At 74.6% G+C, this 15,840-nt stretch carries 16 protein-coding genes; 6 read left to right on the forward strand and 10 right to left on the reverse strand.

All coding sequences use genetic code 11. The annotated features are described in order from the left end of the window. Positions 1–453: 453 nt before the first annotated feature. Together ACFY2K_RS37015 and rpe are read right to left on the reverse strand one after the other, a co-directional pair. Positions 454–1,413, reverse strand: coding sequence for a pirin family protein (locus tag ACFY2K_RS37015; protein ID WP_387717080.1), 960 nt, complete (start codon positions 1,411–1,413; stop codon positions 454–456). Between the two features lie 163 nt (positions 1,414–1,576). Continuing rightward, entirely contained in the window at positions 1,577–2,260 is a 684-nt protein-coding gene (gene rpe, locus ACFY2K_RS37020; protein ID WP_380401604.1) for a ribulose-phosphate 3-epimerase, read from the reverse strand. A gap of 230 nt (positions 2,261–2,490) precedes the next feature. On the opposite strand from rpe, the gene ACFY2K_RS37025 reads away from it, so the two are divergent. Together ACFY2K_RS37025 and ACFY2K_RS37030 are read left to right on the forward strand one after the other, a co-directional pair. Then, on the forward strand, positions 2,491–3,351 hold the full coding sequence (locus ACFY2K_RS37025) for a hypothetical protein (protein WP_380593289.1): 861 nt from the start codon (positions 2,491–2,493) through the stop codon (positions 3,349–3,351). A gap of 274 nt (positions 3,352–3,625) precedes the next feature. After that, complete coding sequence (locus ACFY2K_RS37030; protein ID WP_380524862.1) at positions 3,626–4,477, forward strand: hypothetical protein; 852 nt, start codon at positions 3,626–3,628, stop codon at positions 4,475–4,477. Here the strand turns inward: ACFY2K_RS37030 and ACFY2K_RS37035 are convergent. From ACFY2K_RS37035 to ACFY2K_RS37060, 6 genes are all read right to left on the reverse strand, one after another. Beyond that, a complete protein-coding gene (locus ACFY2K_RS37035; protein WP_380524861.1) occupies positions 4,447–5,133 on the reverse strand; it encodes a C39 family peptidase in 687 nt (228 codons plus the stop codon). The two genes, ACFY2K_RS37030 and ACFY2K_RS37035, sit on opposite strands and share 31 nt — an antisense overlap. 36 nt (positions 5,134–5,169) lie before the next feature. Beyond that, positions 5,170–5,790, reverse strand: coding sequence for a DUF4188 domain-containing protein (locus ACFY2K_RS37040; RefSeq protein ID WP_380644928.1), 621 nt, complete (start codon positions 5,788–5,790; stop codon positions 5,170–5,172). A gap of 127 nt (positions 5,791–5,917) precedes the next feature. After that, positions 5,918–6,550, reverse strand: a complete 633-nt coding sequence (locus ACFY2K_RS37045) for a TetR/AcrR family transcriptional regulator (protein ID WP_387717082.1) — start codon at positions 6,548–6,550, stop codon at positions 5,918–5,920. 127 nt (positions 6,551–6,677) lie between these two features. Further along, entirely contained in the window at positions 6,678–7,664 is a 987-nt protein-coding gene (locus tag ACFY2K_RS37050; RefSeq protein WP_387717084.1) for an aldo/keto reductase, read from the reverse strand. Positions 7,665–7,724: 60 nt separating this feature from the next. Beyond that, on the reverse strand, positions 7,725–8,570 hold the full coding sequence (locus tag ACFY2K_RS37055) for an ABC transporter permease (RefSeq protein ID WP_375889844.1): 846 nt from the start codon (positions 8,568–8,570) through the stop codon (positions 7,725–7,727). After that, positions 8,570–9,547: an ATP-binding cassette domain-containing protein gene (locus ACFY2K_RS37060; protein WP_380644926.1), complete on the reverse strand. Its 978-nt coding sequence runs from the start codon at positions 9,545–9,547 to the stop codon at positions 8,570–8,572. The genes ACFY2K_RS37055 and ACFY2K_RS37060 overlap by 1 nt, the downstream gene beginning before the upstream one ends. Positions 9,548–9,646: 99 nt before the next feature. Between ACFY2K_RS37060 and ACFY2K_RS37065 the strand changes: the two genes are divergently transcribed. After that, a complete protein-coding gene (locus ACFY2K_RS37065; protein WP_380524859.1) occupies positions 9,647–10,408 on the forward strand; it encodes a TetR/AcrR family transcriptional regulator in 762 nt (253 codons plus the stop codon). Positions 10,409–10,460: 52 nt separating this feature from the next. On the opposite strand, the gene ACFY2K_RS37070 is transcribed toward ACFY2K_RS37065, so the two are convergent. Next, the gene (locus ACFY2K_RS37070) at positions 10,461–11,855 is read right to left on the reverse strand and encodes a pyridoxal-phosphate dependent enzyme (protein WP_380593291.1); all 1,395 of its coding nucleotides are present in this window, start codon (positions 11,853–11,855) and stop codon (positions 10,461–10,463) included. Positions 11,856–12,025: 170 nt separating this feature from the next. Between ACFY2K_RS37070 and ACFY2K_RS37075 the strand changes: the two genes are divergently transcribed. The 3 genes from ACFY2K_RS37075 (at position 12,026) to ACFY2K_RS37085 (ending at position 14,235) form a co-directional block, all read left to right on the forward strand. Continuing rightward, the gene (locus tag ACFY2K_RS37075; RefSeq protein WP_375889852.1) at positions 12,026–12,352 is read left to right on the forward strand and encodes a hypothetical protein; all 327 of its coding nucleotides are present in this window, start codon (positions 12,026–12,028) and stop codon (positions 12,350–12,352) included. Positions 12,353–12,538: 186 nt separating this feature from the next. After that, positions 12,539–13,681 carry a serine hydrolase domain-containing protein gene (locus ACFY2K_RS37080; RefSeq protein ID WP_380524857.1) on the forward strand — a complete coding sequence of 381 codons (1,143 nt, stop codon included), beginning with the start codon at positions 12,539–12,541 and terminating at the stop codon, positions 13,679–13,681. Further along, positions 13,678–14,235 carry a hypothetical protein gene (locus ACFY2K_RS37085; protein ID WP_375889856.1) on the forward strand — a complete coding sequence of 186 codons (558 nt, stop codon included), beginning with the start codon at positions 13,678–13,680 and terminating at the stop codon, positions 14,233–14,235. Before ACFY2K_RS37080 ends, ACFY2K_RS37085 begins: the two co-directional genes overlap by 4 nt. A 109-nt stretch (positions 14,236–14,344) precedes the next feature. On the opposite strand, the gene ACFY2K_RS37090 is transcribed toward ACFY2K_RS37085, so the two are convergent. Continuing rightward, positions 14,345–15,733 (reverse strand): alpha/beta fold hydrolase, encoded by a 1,389-nt coding sequence (locus ACFY2K_RS37090; RefSeq protein ID WP_387717088.1) that lies wholly within the window; start codon positions 15,731–15,733, stop codon positions 14,345–14,347. Between the last annotated feature and the right edge of the window lie 107 nt (positions 15,734–15,840).

Here is a 15,840-nt window from a genome sequence, read left to right on the forward strand (position 1 = left end):
CGCTGTTGAGTTCTCAAGGAACGGACGCTTCCTTCGGACCGCCTTCCAGCGGGCCCTCCGGGCGCTTCGTTCTTTCGTGTTTCCAGCTTACCAGACGTTTTCCGCTCCGTTTTCCGGAGTTTCATTTATCGGATTTGCTGGTGTCTTCTGCGGCTTGGCGCCCCGTCCGACGTTTCAAACTGTAGCCGACCCCCGCTTCGAAAAGCGAATCCAGCCGCAATCCCCATAAACGCGCACGCCGAATTAACCTCGGGCCGCGGCGCGAAAAAGCGGACGCGACACAGCCCAGGACGGGAAGTGGTGTTTCAAGGGATTGGCTGCTCCGGGACCGTCCGCGCCTACGCGTGTCCGGTGCTCCCAGCCGAGCAGCTAGAGAACACTACGCCCGGCAGCGGCCCCGCGCAAACGGGCCGGTCACACCGGTGGCGGGCTCGGCAGCACACCCGGCCGGGCTCAGCGCTCGCGGCCGCGCGGCTTCAACGGGGCGGCGGGGAGTTCCGGGGCGGGGAGGCGCGCTCCGGCGTAGCCGTGGACGTCGCCGAAGCGGTCGCCCGTCGTCCAGTCGGCGCGGGCCTGGGCGATGTCCTCCGTCGAGCGGCCGATGAAGTTCCACCACATGACGATCTTCTCCTCGAAGGGCTCGCCGCCGAGGAGCAGCGCCGAGGCGTCGGAGCGGGCGAGGAGCGGGAGCGCGCGACGGCCGCAGCCGAGGTAGAGCATCGAGCCGGGTTCGACGGGGACGCCGTCGACGTCGATCCGGCCGGTCATGGCGAGGACGGCGTACTCGAACTCGGGGACCAGCGGGAGCCGGAGGTCCGTGCCCTCGGTGAGGGCGAGGTCGGCGCCGATCAGCGGGCTGTGGGTGGTGCCGGGCGAGGTGGCGGTGTCCAGGGTGCCGAGGATGACGGTGGCGCGCAGGCCGGGCGCGGTGACCACCGGCAGGTCGGGGTGGTGCTCGAAGGAGGGGGCGGTGTGCCGGTGGGCGTCCGGGAGGGCGACCCAGAGCTGGGCGCCGTGGAGGTAGCGGGCGTGCGGGCGCGGGGACTCCTCGGAGTGGGAGATCGCCCGCCCGGAGGTCATCAGGCCCAGCTCGTACGGCCGGACGGTCTGCAGGCTGCCGAGGCTGTCGCGGTGGAGGACCTCCCCTTTGTGCAGCCAGCTGACGGTCTGCAGGCCCATGTGCGGGTGCGGCGGCACCTGCATCCCGGGTTCGTCGGCGATGTCGTCCGGGCCGTAGTGGTCGACGAAGCACCAGGCGCCCACCATCCGACGGCCCAGGTTGGGGAGCAGTCGGCGGACGGCCGTGCTCTCGCCGAGCTGGACCAGGCGTCCGGTCAGCAGGTCCTGCACCGGTCCGCTGCTGGCCTCGCGGCCGCAGGTGGTCGGGGCGGGCTTGAGGTCGAGGTTGCTCATCGCGGTTCCACCACCGTCATGGGAAGGGCCGGGCCGGGGAGGGCGCACCGTCACCGATCATCCGTGACGGTGCGGGGTTCCTCCACCCGTGCCCGGCCATCCGGCCGCCACTGCGGGGGCCGCCGTGAAAGCGTCGCGGGCGCCGCCCCGGCGGCGGGGCGACTCAGTGCTCGCAGGCCCACCAGGCGTCCTTGCTCGCCCCGGCGGCGAGCTCGCGCAGGCTGCGGACGGCCTCGGCCGGGTCCGCCGCGCCGTAGACGGCCGACCCGGCCACGAACACGTCCGCGCCGGCCTCGGCGCAGCGCTCGATGGTGGCCGCCGAGACGCCGCCGTCGACCTGCAGCCACAGCTCCAGGTCGTGCTTGGCGATCAGCTCACGGGTGCGGCGGATCTTCGGCAGCATGATGTCCAGGAAGGCCTGGCCGCCGAAGCCGGGCTCGACCGTCATGATCAGCAGCATGTCGAGCTCGGGCAGCAGGTCCTCGTAGGGCTCGATCGGGGTGCCCGGCTTGAGCGCCATCGAGGCGCGGGCGCCCTTGGCGCGGATCTCGCGGGCCAGCCGGACGGGGGCGGCGGCGGCCTCCACGTGGAAGGTGATCGAGCCGGCGCCGGCCTCGACGTACTGCGGGGCCCAGCGGTCCGGGTCCTCGATCATCAGGTGGCAGTCGAGCGGGATGTCGGTGGCCCGGGCGAGCGATTCGACCACCGGGACGCCCAGGGTCAGGTTCGGCACGAAGTGGTTGTCCATGACGTCCACGTGCAGCCAGTCGGAGCCCCGGACCGCCTCGGCCTCGTCGGCGAGCCGGGCGAAGTCGGCGGAGAGGATGCTGGGGCTGATCTGGGGCATGGCCGACTACCTTCGTACGAGGGCTTGCGAGGGCTGGGCACCCGGGAGGCGGGCGCCTCGGGCCATCATCTCGCGCCGTACGGCCGTCGACCGCACCCGCCGACCGGCGCGTGACCGTGATCACACGCTGCCCGGGTTGCCGGGACGGCCCCGGTGGCGGTCAGCTCTGGAGCGACCGCCGGTGCCCTCCCGTTCGTCGGGCCCCGCCCACGAAGAGGAAGGTGTCTCGATTGTCCGAACCCGTCCACCCCGCCCGCGCGCTCTGGTGGCTCTTCGAACCGGTGTACGCCGTCACCTTCCTCCAGCCCGAGAGCCGGGCGGCGTTCGAGGCGGCCGGGCTGGACGGCGGCTGGCACGGCTACTTCGCCGCCCGCTCGGCCCCGCTGGGCGCGGTGGGCGCCCCGCCGGTGATCGCCGCGTTCTTCAGCTTCGCCCCGGCGGCGGTCGAACGCGCCCTCCCCCGGGTGTGGACCAGGGCCAGCCCCGAGCGGGTGCTCGCGGCCAGGACCGAGGGCTCGGCGGCGGTGCTGGCCCGGCTGCTGGCGCCGGTGGCGCCCGAGCTGGTCGAGACCGCGGCGACGGCGCTGGAGGAGGCCGTGGACCGGGCGGACTGCGCGGGCCGGGTGCTGGCCGCCGCCAACGCCGCGCTGCCCCGACCCACGGACGCGGACGTGTACGGGCGGCTGTGGCACGCCGCGACCGTGCTGCGCGAGCACCGCGGGGACGGCCACGTGGCCGCGCTGGTCGCCGCCGGGCTGGACGGCTGCGAGGCGCCGGTGCTGCACTGCGCCACGGGCGCCTCCCGCAAGGTGCTCCAGCCGCTGCGGGGGTGGACGGACGAGGAGTGGGAGGCCGCGGCGGCGCGGCTGGTCGGCCGGGGCTGGCTGACGGCGGCGGGCGCGGTCACCGAACTTGGCCGGATCCGGCACCGGGAGCTGGAGGCGGCCACCGACCTGGCCGCCGGCCGGGTCTGGGAGCACCGGCCGGACGGCGAACTCGACTGCCTGACCGCCGCGTTGCGGCCGATCGCGGCGATCTGCCGGGCCGAGATGCCGATCGACCCGCTCGCGATGCCGCCGGTGCGGGCCTGAGCGGATCCCCACCCGGGACCCGCCGGGGACCCACCCGACACCCGCCCGACCGCCCCCGGCCACCCGCCCGCACACCCCCGACACCCCCGCACGTGACCGTCGTCACACCCCGCCGGGGATTACCGGGGCCGTCCCCGTGGTCATCAGCACGTGAACGGCCCACGCACCCGCCCGGGCGACCCCGACGATCCGCCGCCCGCGCGACCGCCGCCGCCGTACCGACCAGCCGAGCTCCCCGCGCCCGCCCGGAGCCCCGTCCGAGGAAGGTCTCCCGATGGCCGATCTCGTCCATCCCGCCCGCGCGCTCTGGTGGCTCTTCGAGCCGGTGCACGCCGTCACCTACTTCGAGCCCGAGTGTCGCGACGCCTTCGAGGCGGCCGGCCTGCGCGGCTTCTGGCGCGGCTACTTCGCCGGCCGCTCCGCCCCGCTCGGCGCGGTGGACGCGCCGCCGGTGACCGCCGCGTTCTTCAACTTCGCCCCGGCGATGGTCGAGCGGGCCCTGCCCGCGCTGTGGTCGCTGGCCAGCCCGGAGGAGGCGCTGGCCGCCCGCAGCAAGGGTGCGGGCGCCGCGCTGGCCCGGCTGCTGGAGCACGTGGACCGCGGTCTGGTCGAGCGGGCGGTCGAGACCATGGAGCAGTCCGCCGAGCGGCTGGACTGCGCCGGCCGGGTGCTGGCCGCCGCCAACGCGGCGCTCCCGGCCCCGCCGGGGCTGTACGAGCGGCTCTGGCGGGCCGCCACCGTGATGCGCGAGCACCGCGGGGACGGTCACGTGGCCGCGCTGGTCGCGGCCGGGCTGGACGGCTGTGAGGCCCTGGTGGTCCGCTGCGCGATGGACATGCGGCGCGAGCAGCTCCAGCCGGTGCGCGGCTGGACGGACACCGAGTGGGAGGCCGCCGCCGAGCGCCTGGTCGAGCGGGGCTGGCTGACCGCGACCGGCTCGCTGACCGAGCTGGGCCGGACCCACCACCAGGCCCTGGAGGCCGCCACCGACCTGGCCGCCGCGCGCGTCTGGGAGGACTACCCGCGCGCCGAACTCGATTCCCTGGCCGCCGCGTTGAAGCCGATCTCGGCCCTGTGCCGGAGCAGCCTGCCGTTCTACCCGGTGGGGCTGCCGGACAACACCTGACCGTCGTCGGCGCCGGGCGGGCCGAGCACGATCCCCCGCCCGGCGTAGAACGGTCCGAAGGAGCGCCACGGCACCCGGGCGAAGGCCTGCGACTCCCCCGGGAAGCCGGAGGGGTTGTGGATCAGCAGCGCCGTCCCGGTGGTCCCCACCGCCAGCACCAGGTGGCCGCCGCGCCGCACCGGCTCGGGCCCGTGCGGCTCCCGGATCGACGGGTGCACCGAGAGCATCACCAGCCGCCCGGCCGCCAGCTCGTCCGCGACCTGCGCGGGCGTCGACTCCGTCGCCCGGGCGGCCAGTCCCCAGCGCCGCCGGGCGTAGTCGGCGAACGGCACGTGGACCAGCCCGCGCAGGCTGTCGCCGTCCCGGACGTACGCGCCGGCCGCCAGGCACTCACGGGCCAGCACCATCGCCGCCGGGGTGACGCCCCACCAGTGCTCCAGGGCCATCCGCAGGCAGGCGACGCCGCAGAGCCGCCAGGACCACCAGGCGTACTCCTCCGGGGTGGCGGCCCCGGACTGCCCCCAGCGCGGGTCCCGCGCGGCGTCCAGCCGCCCGTCGACGATGTCCCGCACCAGCTCCGCGGACTCCCACTGCGCCCGGTAGGGCACCTCGTGCACCACCCGCGCCGGCCGGACGGCGCCCTCCTGATCGACCATCCCCCGACGCTCCCACACCGGGGTCGCCGGACGGACTCACGACACTCCTTGAGCGCCCGTCCGGTCGTCGGCGCCGTCCGCGACGTACGGGCAGCTCAGGCCGTCCGGACCGGCCGTCGCACCCTCCGCCTGCTCCGCGCCGCCCGCCCCGTCGGAGCCGTCGCCCGAGCGGAAGGCCAGGCGCTGGGCGGCGTGCCGGCCGCGCGCCTCCAGCGGCAGCTGGCCGGTGGCGCCGGCCAGGCCGAACGCCGGCATGTCGAAGTAGATCGACTCGTAGCCGCCCTCGGGGACGATGTACGTCTCGTGCCAGAGCCCGACGTGACCGCGCAGCTTGCCCTCCCGGATCTTCCGGTTGGCTATGCCCCAGACGGTGTGGTGGAAGCCGTCCGGTGCGCTCGCGTAGCGGTACAGGTGCTCCTTCGACTCCCAGTACTGGACGACGTAGTACGTCCGCGGCGAGGCGGTGAGCAGGATGCGGCCGCGCAGGCCGCGCTCGGGGCTGCGGGCCAGCTCGTAGAGCATCCGGAACATCGCGAACATCACCGGGCCCCAGTGGTGCACCGCCCAGAAGCGGTTGATCCGCATGCCGATCAGCAGCACCACGGTGTCGCCGGTGGCGGCGGCGGTGGTGTAGCCCGGTTGCGGCTTGGCGAACAGCGGCATCTGTGCCTCCCGGTACTCGCGCTCACGACTCGCGCTCACGACTCACGACTCGCGCTCATGTAATCGGCGATTACATCAGCGCGCACCAGGCCGGTCAAGGTTCGCCGCAGCCACAATTCCGTTACCGCTCAGGAGGGTTGACCGTCCCGGCGATCCCCGCGCGGAAGGTGTCCAGGACCCGGACGGCCAGCTCCTCCGCCCGCTCGGCGGGCAGGTAGCCGTCCACGATCATCTGCGCCAGCCCGTACACCAGCGCCTGCCCGGACAGCAGCACCAGCTCCGGATCGCCGGGGCCGACCCGCCCGGCCTGCTGGTCCGCCACCACCAGGCCGGCGAACGCCCGGTCCAGGCCGTCCAGTTGCTCCCGCAGCTGCGGGTCCCGGGGGGCCGAGAACACCCGCGAGCGCACCAGCTCGAACCGCCGCGGATGGCGCAGCGCGTACCGGACGAAGCCCAGCCCGAGTGCCCGCATCGCCGACCCGCCGACCGCCTCGGCGGCCGCCACCTCCACCTCCTGCCAGCGCGCGAAGTCCGCCAGCACCCGGTCCGCCAGCGCCGTCAACAGCGCCTGCTTGTCGGCGAAGTGGCGGAACGGCGCCCCCGCCGAGACCCCCGCCCGGCGCGCCACCTCGCGCACGCTCACCTTCTCCTGGCCCTGCTCGTCCAGCACCTCGAACGCCGCCGCCACCAAGGCCTCCGGCAGCGCCCCGTGGTGGTAGGCGCCCCGGTCCCGCTCCCTGATCCGTTCCGTCATACCCGTCTTGCTACCACAGCGCCGGGGTGTCGGGGCGGCGCGTCCCCGGCCCCTCGCGCACCAGCTCCTCGCGCACCAGCCCCGGCACCCCGGACGGCGGGGTGCCGGGGCCGGGCGGCCCGCGGGTCTACCAGGCGTAGTCCTCGGGGGCCGGCTTGTGGCCGGGGAAGAGCTCGTCGAGGCGGTCCAGGGTCTTCTGGTCGAGGTCCAGGTCGAGCGCCCGGAGGGCGGCGTCGAGGTGGGCGGGGGTGCGGGGGCCGATGATGGGGGCGGTGACGGCGGGGCGGGAGAGCAGCCAGGCGAGCGCGAGGTCGGCCGGGTCGGTGCCGAGTTCGTCGGCGAAGTCCTCGTAGGCCTGGAGCTGTTCGCGGTGCTTGTCCAGGAGTTCGCTCGCGTAGCCCATGGCACTGCGGCCGCGGGTGCCCTCGCGCTCCTTGCGCAGGACGCCGCCGAGCAGGCCGCTGCGCAGCGGGGACCACGGGATCAGCCCGAGGCCGTAGTGCTGGAGGGCGGGGATGACCTCCAGTTCGATCGCCCGGTCGAGGAGGTTGTAGAGGGACTGCTCGCTGACCAGGCCGAGGAAGTGCCGGGAGCGGGCGGCCTCCTGGGCCTGGGCGAGGTGCCAGCCGGCGAAGTTGCTGGAGCCGACGTAGATGATCTTGCCCTGGGCGACCAGGACCTCCATCGCCTGCCAGATCTCCTCCCAGGGCGTGGCCCGGTCGATGTGGTGCATCTGGTAGAGGTCGATGTGGTCGGTCTGCAGCCGGCGCAGGCTGGCCTCGACGGCCTTGCGGATGGCGAGGGCGGAGAGCTTGCCGTCGTTGGGCCAGTCGCTGGTGTTCGCGTAGGCCTTGGTGGCCAGGACGGTGCGCTCGCGGCGGCCGCCGCCCTGGGCGAACCAGCGGCCGATGATCTCCTCGGTGCGGCCCTGGAGGTTGCCCTCGCTGTCGCGGCCGTAGGAGTTCGCGGTGTCGAAGAAGTTGATGCCGCGCTCGTGGGCGGTGTCCATGAGGCGGTGGGCCTCGGCCTCCTCGGTGTGGGGGCCGAAGTTCATGGTGCCGAGGCAGAGGCGGGAGACGGTCAGGCCGGTACGGCCGAGGTGGGTGTACTCCATGGCGCCCCACCTAAAGCCACACCGGCCACGGTGTCCAGCACATTACGGCGACCCGGCGGGTCACCGCCCGTGCGTGGCGAACTTCCGTACGGCCAGCGGCCCGCAGAGCGCCAGCAGGGCGGCGCTCCACAGCAGCGTGGCGAGGACGGCGTGCTGCATCGGCCACGCGGAGCCGGGCGCCGCCGGGTTGCCGAAGAGTTCCCTGCTCGCCTCCACCACGGAGCTGATCGGGTTCCAGTCGGCGATCACCCGCAGCCAGCCGGGCATCCCGCCGGTGGGCACGTAGGCGTTGGTGACCATCGCCAACGGGAAGACGACGACGGAGAGTTGCCCGGCGGCCTCCTCCTTGCCGACGGCCAGGCCGAGCAGCGTGCCGACCCAGGTCATCACGAAGCGGAAGAGCAGCAGCAGTGCGAACCCCTCCAGCGCGTCGGCGGCGCCGTGCCGGGCGCGCCAGCCGGCGGCCAGTCCGACCAGGGCCAGCAGGGCCAGCACGACGACGCTGACCAGCAGGTCGGCGAGGTTCTGCCCGAGCAGGAGTCCGGTACGGGAGACCGGCATCGAGCGCAGCCGGTCGGTGACCCCGCGCCCGACGTCCCGGGCGGCGCCGACCATGGTGGGCATGATGCCGTTGGTGGCGACCATGGCGAACAGCCCGGGCATCAGGAACTCCCGGTAGTCCCCGCCGCCGGGCACCTGCATGGCGCTGCCGAAGACGTACCCGAAGACCACCACCATGACCACCGGAACGCCCAGCGAGGCGGCCAGCAGGCCGGGCGAGTGGCGGTAGTTGAGCAGGATGCGGAGCATCGACGTCCAGGTGTCGGAGACCAGCCGGGCGCCGAGCGAGGGGCGCGCGGCGGCGGGGACGGCGGTGCGGGCGGACGTGCGGACGGCGGTGGCCATCAGGCGGCCCTCCCCAGCTCGGCGTTCTCCCGGGTCTTCCCGGTGAGGGCGAGGAACACGTCGTCGAGCGAGGGCGCCCGGACGGCGACGTCCTCGGCGACGACCCCGGCCCCGTCCAACTCCCGCACCAGCGCGGGCAGCAGGACGGACGCCCCGGGTGCGGTCAGCACCGTGACCGTCCGCTCGGCGACGTCCACCTGGGCGTCGCCGCCCGACAGGGCGGACAGCACCACGGCGGTGGCGGCGAGCTGCTCCACCGTGGCCAGGGTCACCGAGACCTGGCTGCCGATCGCCGCCTTGAGCCGCTCGGGTGGGCCGGTGGCGATCGCGGCGCCGTGGTCGACCACCACGACGTCGTCGGCGAGCCGGTCGGCCTCCTCCAGGTACTGGGTGGTGAGCAGCACGGTGGTGCCGCCGTCGGCCAGCTCCTTGACGGTGTCCCAGATCCCCTGGCGGCTGCGCGGGTCGAGCCCGGTGGTGGGCTCGTCCAGGAACAGCACCGGCGGGCTGGTGACCAGGCTGGCGATCAGGTCGAGGCGCCGGCGCATGCCGCCGGAGTAGGTGCGCACCAGCCGGTCGCCGGCCTCGGCGAGGCCGAAGCGGGTGAGCAGTTCGTCGGCGCGCTCCCGGGCCCGGCGGGCGCCGAGGCGGTGCAGCCGGCCGAACAGCCGGAGGTTGTCCCGGCCGGTGATGCCCTCGTCCAGTGCGGCGTGCTGGCCGGCCAGGCCGATCGCCCGCCGGACCTCCTCGGCCTCGCGGACGGCGTCGTGCCCGGCGACCCGGACGGTGCCCTCGTCGGGGGCGACCAGGGTGGCGAGGACGCGCACGGCGGTGGTCTTGCCGGCGCCGTTGGGGCCGAGCAGACCGCAGACGGTCCCGGCCGGCACGGTCAGGTCGAGGCCGCGCAGGGCCTCGGTGGCCCCGAAGCGTTTCCGCACGCCCGCCATCTCGATGGCGGGTCGGGAGGTGTCGGACATGGCTACGCCCTTCTCTAGGTACAGCGTACGTAGAAGCTGAACGCCATGCTACTACGTACGACGTACGTATCTAAGATGGGGAAGCGAGGTGATCTTCCAGTGCCGTCCAGCAAGCCCCCCAGCACTCCCGACCGGCCCGACCAGCCCGAGCAGCCCGCGCGGCCCACGCCGCCCGAGGCCCCTGAGCTGATCTGGCTGCGCCCCGAGCGCACCGGCCGCGGCCCGCGGCCGGCCCACAGCCGCGACTCCATCGCGGCGGCCGCCATCGTCATCGCCGACGCCGAGGGCCTGGAGGCCGTCTCGATGCGCCGGGTCGCGGCCGCGCTCGGCGCGGGCACCATGTCGCTCTACAACTACGTGCCGAAGAAGGAGCACCTGCTCGACCTGATGCTCGACGCGGCCACCGCCGAGTACCGGCTGCCGCCCGCCCCGAGCGGAGACGTCCGCGCCGACCTGGCGGGCCTCGCGCACGAGCAGCTCGCGCTCCTGCGCCGCCACCCCTGGCTGCCCGCCCTGGTCCTCGCCCGCCCGGGCATCGGCCCCAACGCCCTGCGCTACACCGACCACTTCCTCGCCGTCACCGCCCCCACCGGCCTGCCGGGCGGGGCCCGGATGGAGGCGATGGCGCTGTTCAACGGCTTCATCTGCCAGTTCGCCCAGTACGAGCAGACGGCGGCCGCGGGCGCCAAGTGGCAGGCGGAGATGGTCGGTTACCTCACCCAGGCGGCGATGAGCGGCGCCTACCCGAACCTGGCCCAGGCCTTCGCCACCGCGGGCCCGCCCGCCGACCCGGACCAGGCCTTCGACCGCACCCTGGACCGGGTCATCCACGCCATCCTGGCGCCCGCGGCGGGGGGTTAGGGCGCACGGCCCGCGGCGGGGGGTTGAGACGCACGGCCCCGCCGCGGGGAGGTCAGCCCAGGACCTCCCGGGTCAGCACCCCGGCCGCCCGGCCGTCCACCAGCACCACCACCGCCGGGCGCCCGCCCGCCAGCGCCGCCCGCGCCTCGGCGGCCGACTGCCCGACCCCGACCGTCGGCAGGGCCGGCCCGAGCAGCGGGCGTACCGGGTCGTCCGGCTCGGCCCCGCCCTCGGCCAGCGCGGCCGTGAGCACCTCCCGGGACACCGAGCCGACCACCTCGGTCGCGCTCACCCCGTACGGCCGCGCCGCCCGCGCCAGCACCGCCGGGGCGATCCCGCCGGGCGCCGCCCGCAGCGCCTCCAACGCCCCGGCCACGGTGAGGTCCGCGCCGACGGCGACCAGCGGCCCGGCGGCGTCCAGCAGTTCCCGCAGACCGCCCGCCCCCTCCTCCGCTTCCTCCCGGTCCTCCAGGAAGCCCCACTCCCGCATCCAGGCGTCGCTGTGCACCTTGGACAGGTAGGAGCGGCCCGAGTCCGGCAGCACCACCACGACCAGGCCATCCGGCCCCAGCCCGCGCGCCACCCGCAGCGCCGCCGCCACCGCCGTACCGGAGGAGGGCCCGGCCAGGATGCCCTCCTCGCGGGCCAGCCGGCGGGCGGTCAGCAGCGACTCGCGGTCCGGGATCCGTTCGTAGGAGTCGATGACCTCCGAGTCCAGGGCCTGCGGCCAGCGGTCCTCGACCGTCTCGGGGTGGAGGAAGTGGCCGATGCTCTCCACGAACCACGGGCTGCCGTCCCCGCCGCCGTAGGAGGAGGACTCCGGGTCCGCGCCGACGACCGTCACCGAACCGCCGGACACCTGCTTGAGGTACCCGCCGGTGCCGGTGACGGTGCCGCCGGTGCCGACGCCCGCGACGAAGTGGGTCACCCGGCCGCCGGTCTGCTCCCAGACCTCCGGGCCGGTGGTCCGGAGGTGCGCGTCAGGATTGGCCAGGTTGTCGTACTGGTTGGCGAGCCAGGCGCCGGGGATCTCCTCGCTGAGCCGCGTGACCACGTTGAACAGGTGCCGCGGGTCCTCCTGCGCCACCGCCGTCGGTGCGAGCACCACCTCCGCGCCGTACGCCCGCAGGATGTCGGCCTTCTCCGGCGCCGACTTGTCCGACACCCCGGCGATCACCCGGTAGCCGCGCTGCCGCCCGACGAGGGCCAGCCCGATCCCGGTGTTCCCGGAGGTCGCCTCGATGATCGTCCCGCCCGGGCCCAACAGCCCGTCCCGCTCGGCGGCCAGCACCATGGACAGCGCGGCGCGGTCCTTGACGCTGCCGCCGATGTTGAGGAACTCGGCCTTGGCGTAGACCGGCGCGGCGATCCCGGCGCCCAGCCGGGCCAAGCGGATCAGCGGCGTCCCGCCGATCGCGTCCAGGACGGATTCGTGCACTGCGGTCATGTCGGCAGCTCCCTCACTGCGTACGGACGTGTCCGCCCGAGCCTGCCCACGCCCGCGCCCGGCCATCCGTCCCGTCCGCCCCGCCCACCCGGGCGGCCCCGACCGGCCCGGCGCACCACCCCGACCGCCGCGACGCACCGCCCGACCGGCCGCCCGCTAGAGTCCCCGGCATGTCCCGCCTCAAGATCGAGATATCCGTCCCGGAGAGCCACGTCGAGCAGGTCGTCGACGCCCTCCACGCCGCCGGCGCCGGCCGGATCGGCGAGTACTCCCGCTGCGCCAGCGTCTGGCGGGTCACCGGCACCTGGCTGCCCTCCGCCGCCGCCCGGCCCCACCTGGGCACGGCCGGCGAGGTGGAACGGGCCGAGGAGTGCCGGGTGGAGTCCTCCTGCGAGCGGGAGCAGGCCGCCGCCGTGCTCGCGGCCGTGCGCGCCGCCCACCCGTACGAGGAGCCGGTGGTCAACTTCCTGCCGCTGTACGACCCCGCCGCGGACTGAGCCGGACGGCCCGCCGCCGGCCCGCCCACGGCCCGCTGACCACCCGCCGGACGGCCCTCGGGCGGCCCGCCCGCCCCATCCGCCCCACCCTCCCCGACCCGGGGAAATCCCCTCGTCCCGACCGTCCTGACGCCGTACCGTGGTCCGGTCAACGATCTTGGAGCATGCGGAACGGGGCGGTACACCATGCAGGACTACCAGGGCTGGGTCGACGAGCGCTTCGGCGCCGTCGCCGACGCCTTCGCGGGCAACTTCGCGGCTTTCCCCGAACTCGGCTCCGCCGTCACGGTCTTCGTCGGCGGCCGCAAGGTGGTCGAGCTGTGGGGCGGCACCGCCGACCAGCGGACCGGCCGGGCCTGGACGCAGGACACCGTCGTCCCGGTGTTCTCCTGCGCCAAGGGCGCGGTGAGCATCAGCGCCCTGCTGCTCGCCCAGCAGGGCCGCCTCGACCTGGACGCCCCGGTCGCCCGATACTGGCCCGAGTTCGCGCGCCACGGCAAGCAGGACGTCACCGTCCGGACGATCCTCGGCCACCGGGCGGGCATCCCGGCCCTGGACGCGGTGCTCCCGTTCGAGGAGGTCGCCGCCTGGGATCCGGTGATCCGCGCGATCGAGGCCCAGCAGCCGCTCTGGGAGCCGGGCACCACCTACGAGTACCACGGCCACGTGTTCGGCTTCGCCGTCGGCGAGGTGATCCGCCGGATCACCGGCCTGACCCCGGGCGCGTTCCTGCGCGAGGAGATCGCCGGGCCGCTCGGCCTGCCGCTGTGGATCGGCCTGCCGGAGAGCGAACTCCCGCGCCTGGCCCGGCTGGTGGAGGCCGAGGGCCGCCGCCCGATGCCCGGCCCCGAGCACCTGCTCACCCGGATCGTCACCATGAACGGCGCCCTGGTGTTCCCCGGTCTGGACGTGCCGCACGGCTGGAACGACCCGGCCCTGCACGCGATCGAGCTGCCCGGCGCGGGCGCGGTCGCCTCCGCCACCGGACTGGCCGGCCTGTACGCGGCCGCGGCCACCGGCCTGGACGGCGGCCCCCGGCTGCTCTCCGCCGACACCGTGACCGACGCGGTGCGCGAAGTCTCCTCCGGCCAGGGCTTCCTGGGCTTCGACATGGGCGCCCGCTGGGGCTCCGGCCTGCTGCTGGACTCCGCCGGGTTCCGCCCGCTGCTCGGCGCGCGCAGCTTCGGCAACGACGGCGCCGGCGGCCAGTTCGCCTTCGGTGACGACGAGTTCGGCGTCGGCTTCGGCTACGTCGCGAACCGGATGATCGGCCACGGCGACGCCCGCGCCAACCGGCTGATCGAGGCGGTGCGCGGGTGCCTGGGGTGACGGACTTCCTCGACCGGCTCACCCGGTTCTTCGCCACCGGCGCCCTCGGTGAACTGCGCTACGGCGCCCGGCTGTCCGAGCTCTCCGCCCGCTACGGCGCCCCGTGGGACGGCGGCCGGATCCACCGCGAGGGCCGCTGGCCACACGCCTTCGGCTTCGGCGACGCGCTCACGGTGTTCTGCCACTGCCGGCAGCTCCGTTCGGTGTCCCTGGCGACCTGGCAGGGCGAACTCGAACTCCCCGTGGACGGCGGCGGGACGCGGACCTACCGGACCGCCGTCGTCGAGTCCGAGCTGACCGCCGCACTCACCGCGGCGGGCTGCACCTGGCGGACGGTGGAGTACGAGAACCTGCCCGACCAGCGGACCCTGGAGTTCTCGCCCGTCGAGGACGTCTGGGTGGCCCTGATCCTCACCGACCGCGAGAACCGGGAGGACCCGCCGCTCGCGGACTGGATGCTGTACAAGGTGATGATGTGGGGCTGGGACCACGTCGACTGCCCGGGGCCCGACCCGTCCCTCCCGGACGACGGCTGGGACTCGTCCGAACTCTGAGGCGGCGCCGGGCCGTTCCGTCCCCTGTGCGGAACGGCCCGCCGCCTTCCGGCTCCTTGAGCAGGAACCAGCTCCTTGAGCGGGAACCGGCTACTTGAGCGGGAACCGGCTACTTGAGCAGGAAGTCGTAGACCGCCTGCCGCCCCGCCGGGTTGGCCGCCCGGGTCTGCACCGAGTGCGCCGCCCCCGGGACGATCACGACCTGCGGGTCGTGCGTCAGCTTCGCCTGCTGGTACAGCCACTCGTACGGGGTGGAGAGGTCCCGGTCCCCGCCGAGCAGCAGCACCGGCACGTTCGGCAGCTTGCGGTGCGCCGGCGGCAGCGGCGGCACCTGCTCGCGCGGCCAGTCCAGGCAGACCAGCAGGCTGCCGAGGCCGGTCGCGGTCGCCGGGTCGTACGGCCAGGTCTGCTCGGCCGTCAGGTTCTTCCGGGTCCGCTCCAGCGCGGCCGCCCGGCCCGCCACGGGGGTGTCCGAGGAGCCCCACGGGTAGCGCCCGTCGGCGCACAGGGTGGCGGCGTGCAGGCCCTGGCTGAGCAGTTCGGCCGGGGCGGCGTCGTTCTTGTGGACGTCGTCGATGAAGGACTGGAGCTTCTGCGGGTTGCCGCCGGCCGCTTCGTGCAGGGCTTCCGGCACCCCGCCGTAGTTGGGGTCGGCGAACTCGTAGCTGGTGAGCGCGTCCAGGATCTGCGCGCCGTTGCCGTACTTCTGCACGGTGGTGGCGAGGTCGGCGGCCGGGTCGGTGGTGCAGCCGGTGGCCTGGCAGGCGGTGCGCAGCACCCGGGCGGTGGCGGGCAGCGCGATCAGGTCCATCGGGTCGTAGCCGCCCTGCGGCACGACCGAGTCGAGCACCAGCCGGTCGACGTGCGCCGGGTGGGCGAGGGCGTAGCGCTCGGCGACGAAGGTGCCGTAGGAGACGCCGTCCAGGGTGATCCGCCGGTCGCCGAGGGCCTGGCGCAGCAGGTCGATGTCGGCGACGGTGTCCGCGCTGCTGTAGTAGCGGGCGTTCGGGCCGAGGGCGGTGGCGCAGTCGGCGATGGACTGCTTGCGGGGTACGGCGAGGTCGGAGGAGCCCATGTCCTCCTGGAGGCCGGGGCACTGGAGGGCCCGCTCGCCGGTGCCGCGCTGGTCGTACATGATCAGGCGGTAGTCCTTGAGGACGGGCTCCAGCTTGCTCGCGATCCGGCGGATCAGCGGGACGCCGGGCTGGCCGGGGCCCCCGGCGAGGAACACCAGGTCGCCCTTGGGGGCGTCGGCGTTGCCGGTCATCGCCACGTCGAGCTGGAGGGTGCCGGGGGTCCCGCCGCTGTGGTCGAGCGGCACGGTGAGGGTTCCGCAGGTGAATTCGGGCGCGCCCTGGCAGGGTGCCTGCCCGGTGACGCCGCCGCCGTGGCGCTGGGGTTCGGCCGGGGCGGCGACGGCGGGGCCGGCCAGGGTGGTGCCGGCGACCACCGCGACGGCGCCCAGCAGGGCGGCGATGCGGCCGCGCGTGCTCGTCATGTTCGTCGGGGTTCCTTCCGCTCGCGCCGCGTCCGTGCTGACGCGGTCACGGGAGAAGCCTGCGCCCGGGCGACTTCGATGGCGAGCATTCGTGTCAGGATTCGACC

The sequence above is a fragment of the Kitasatospora sp. NPDC001309 genome (genome assembly GCF_042896295.1).
In the GTDB taxonomy this organism is placed as follows: domain Bacteria; phylum Actinomycetota; class Actinomycetes; order Streptomycetales; family Streptomycetaceae; genus Kitasatospora.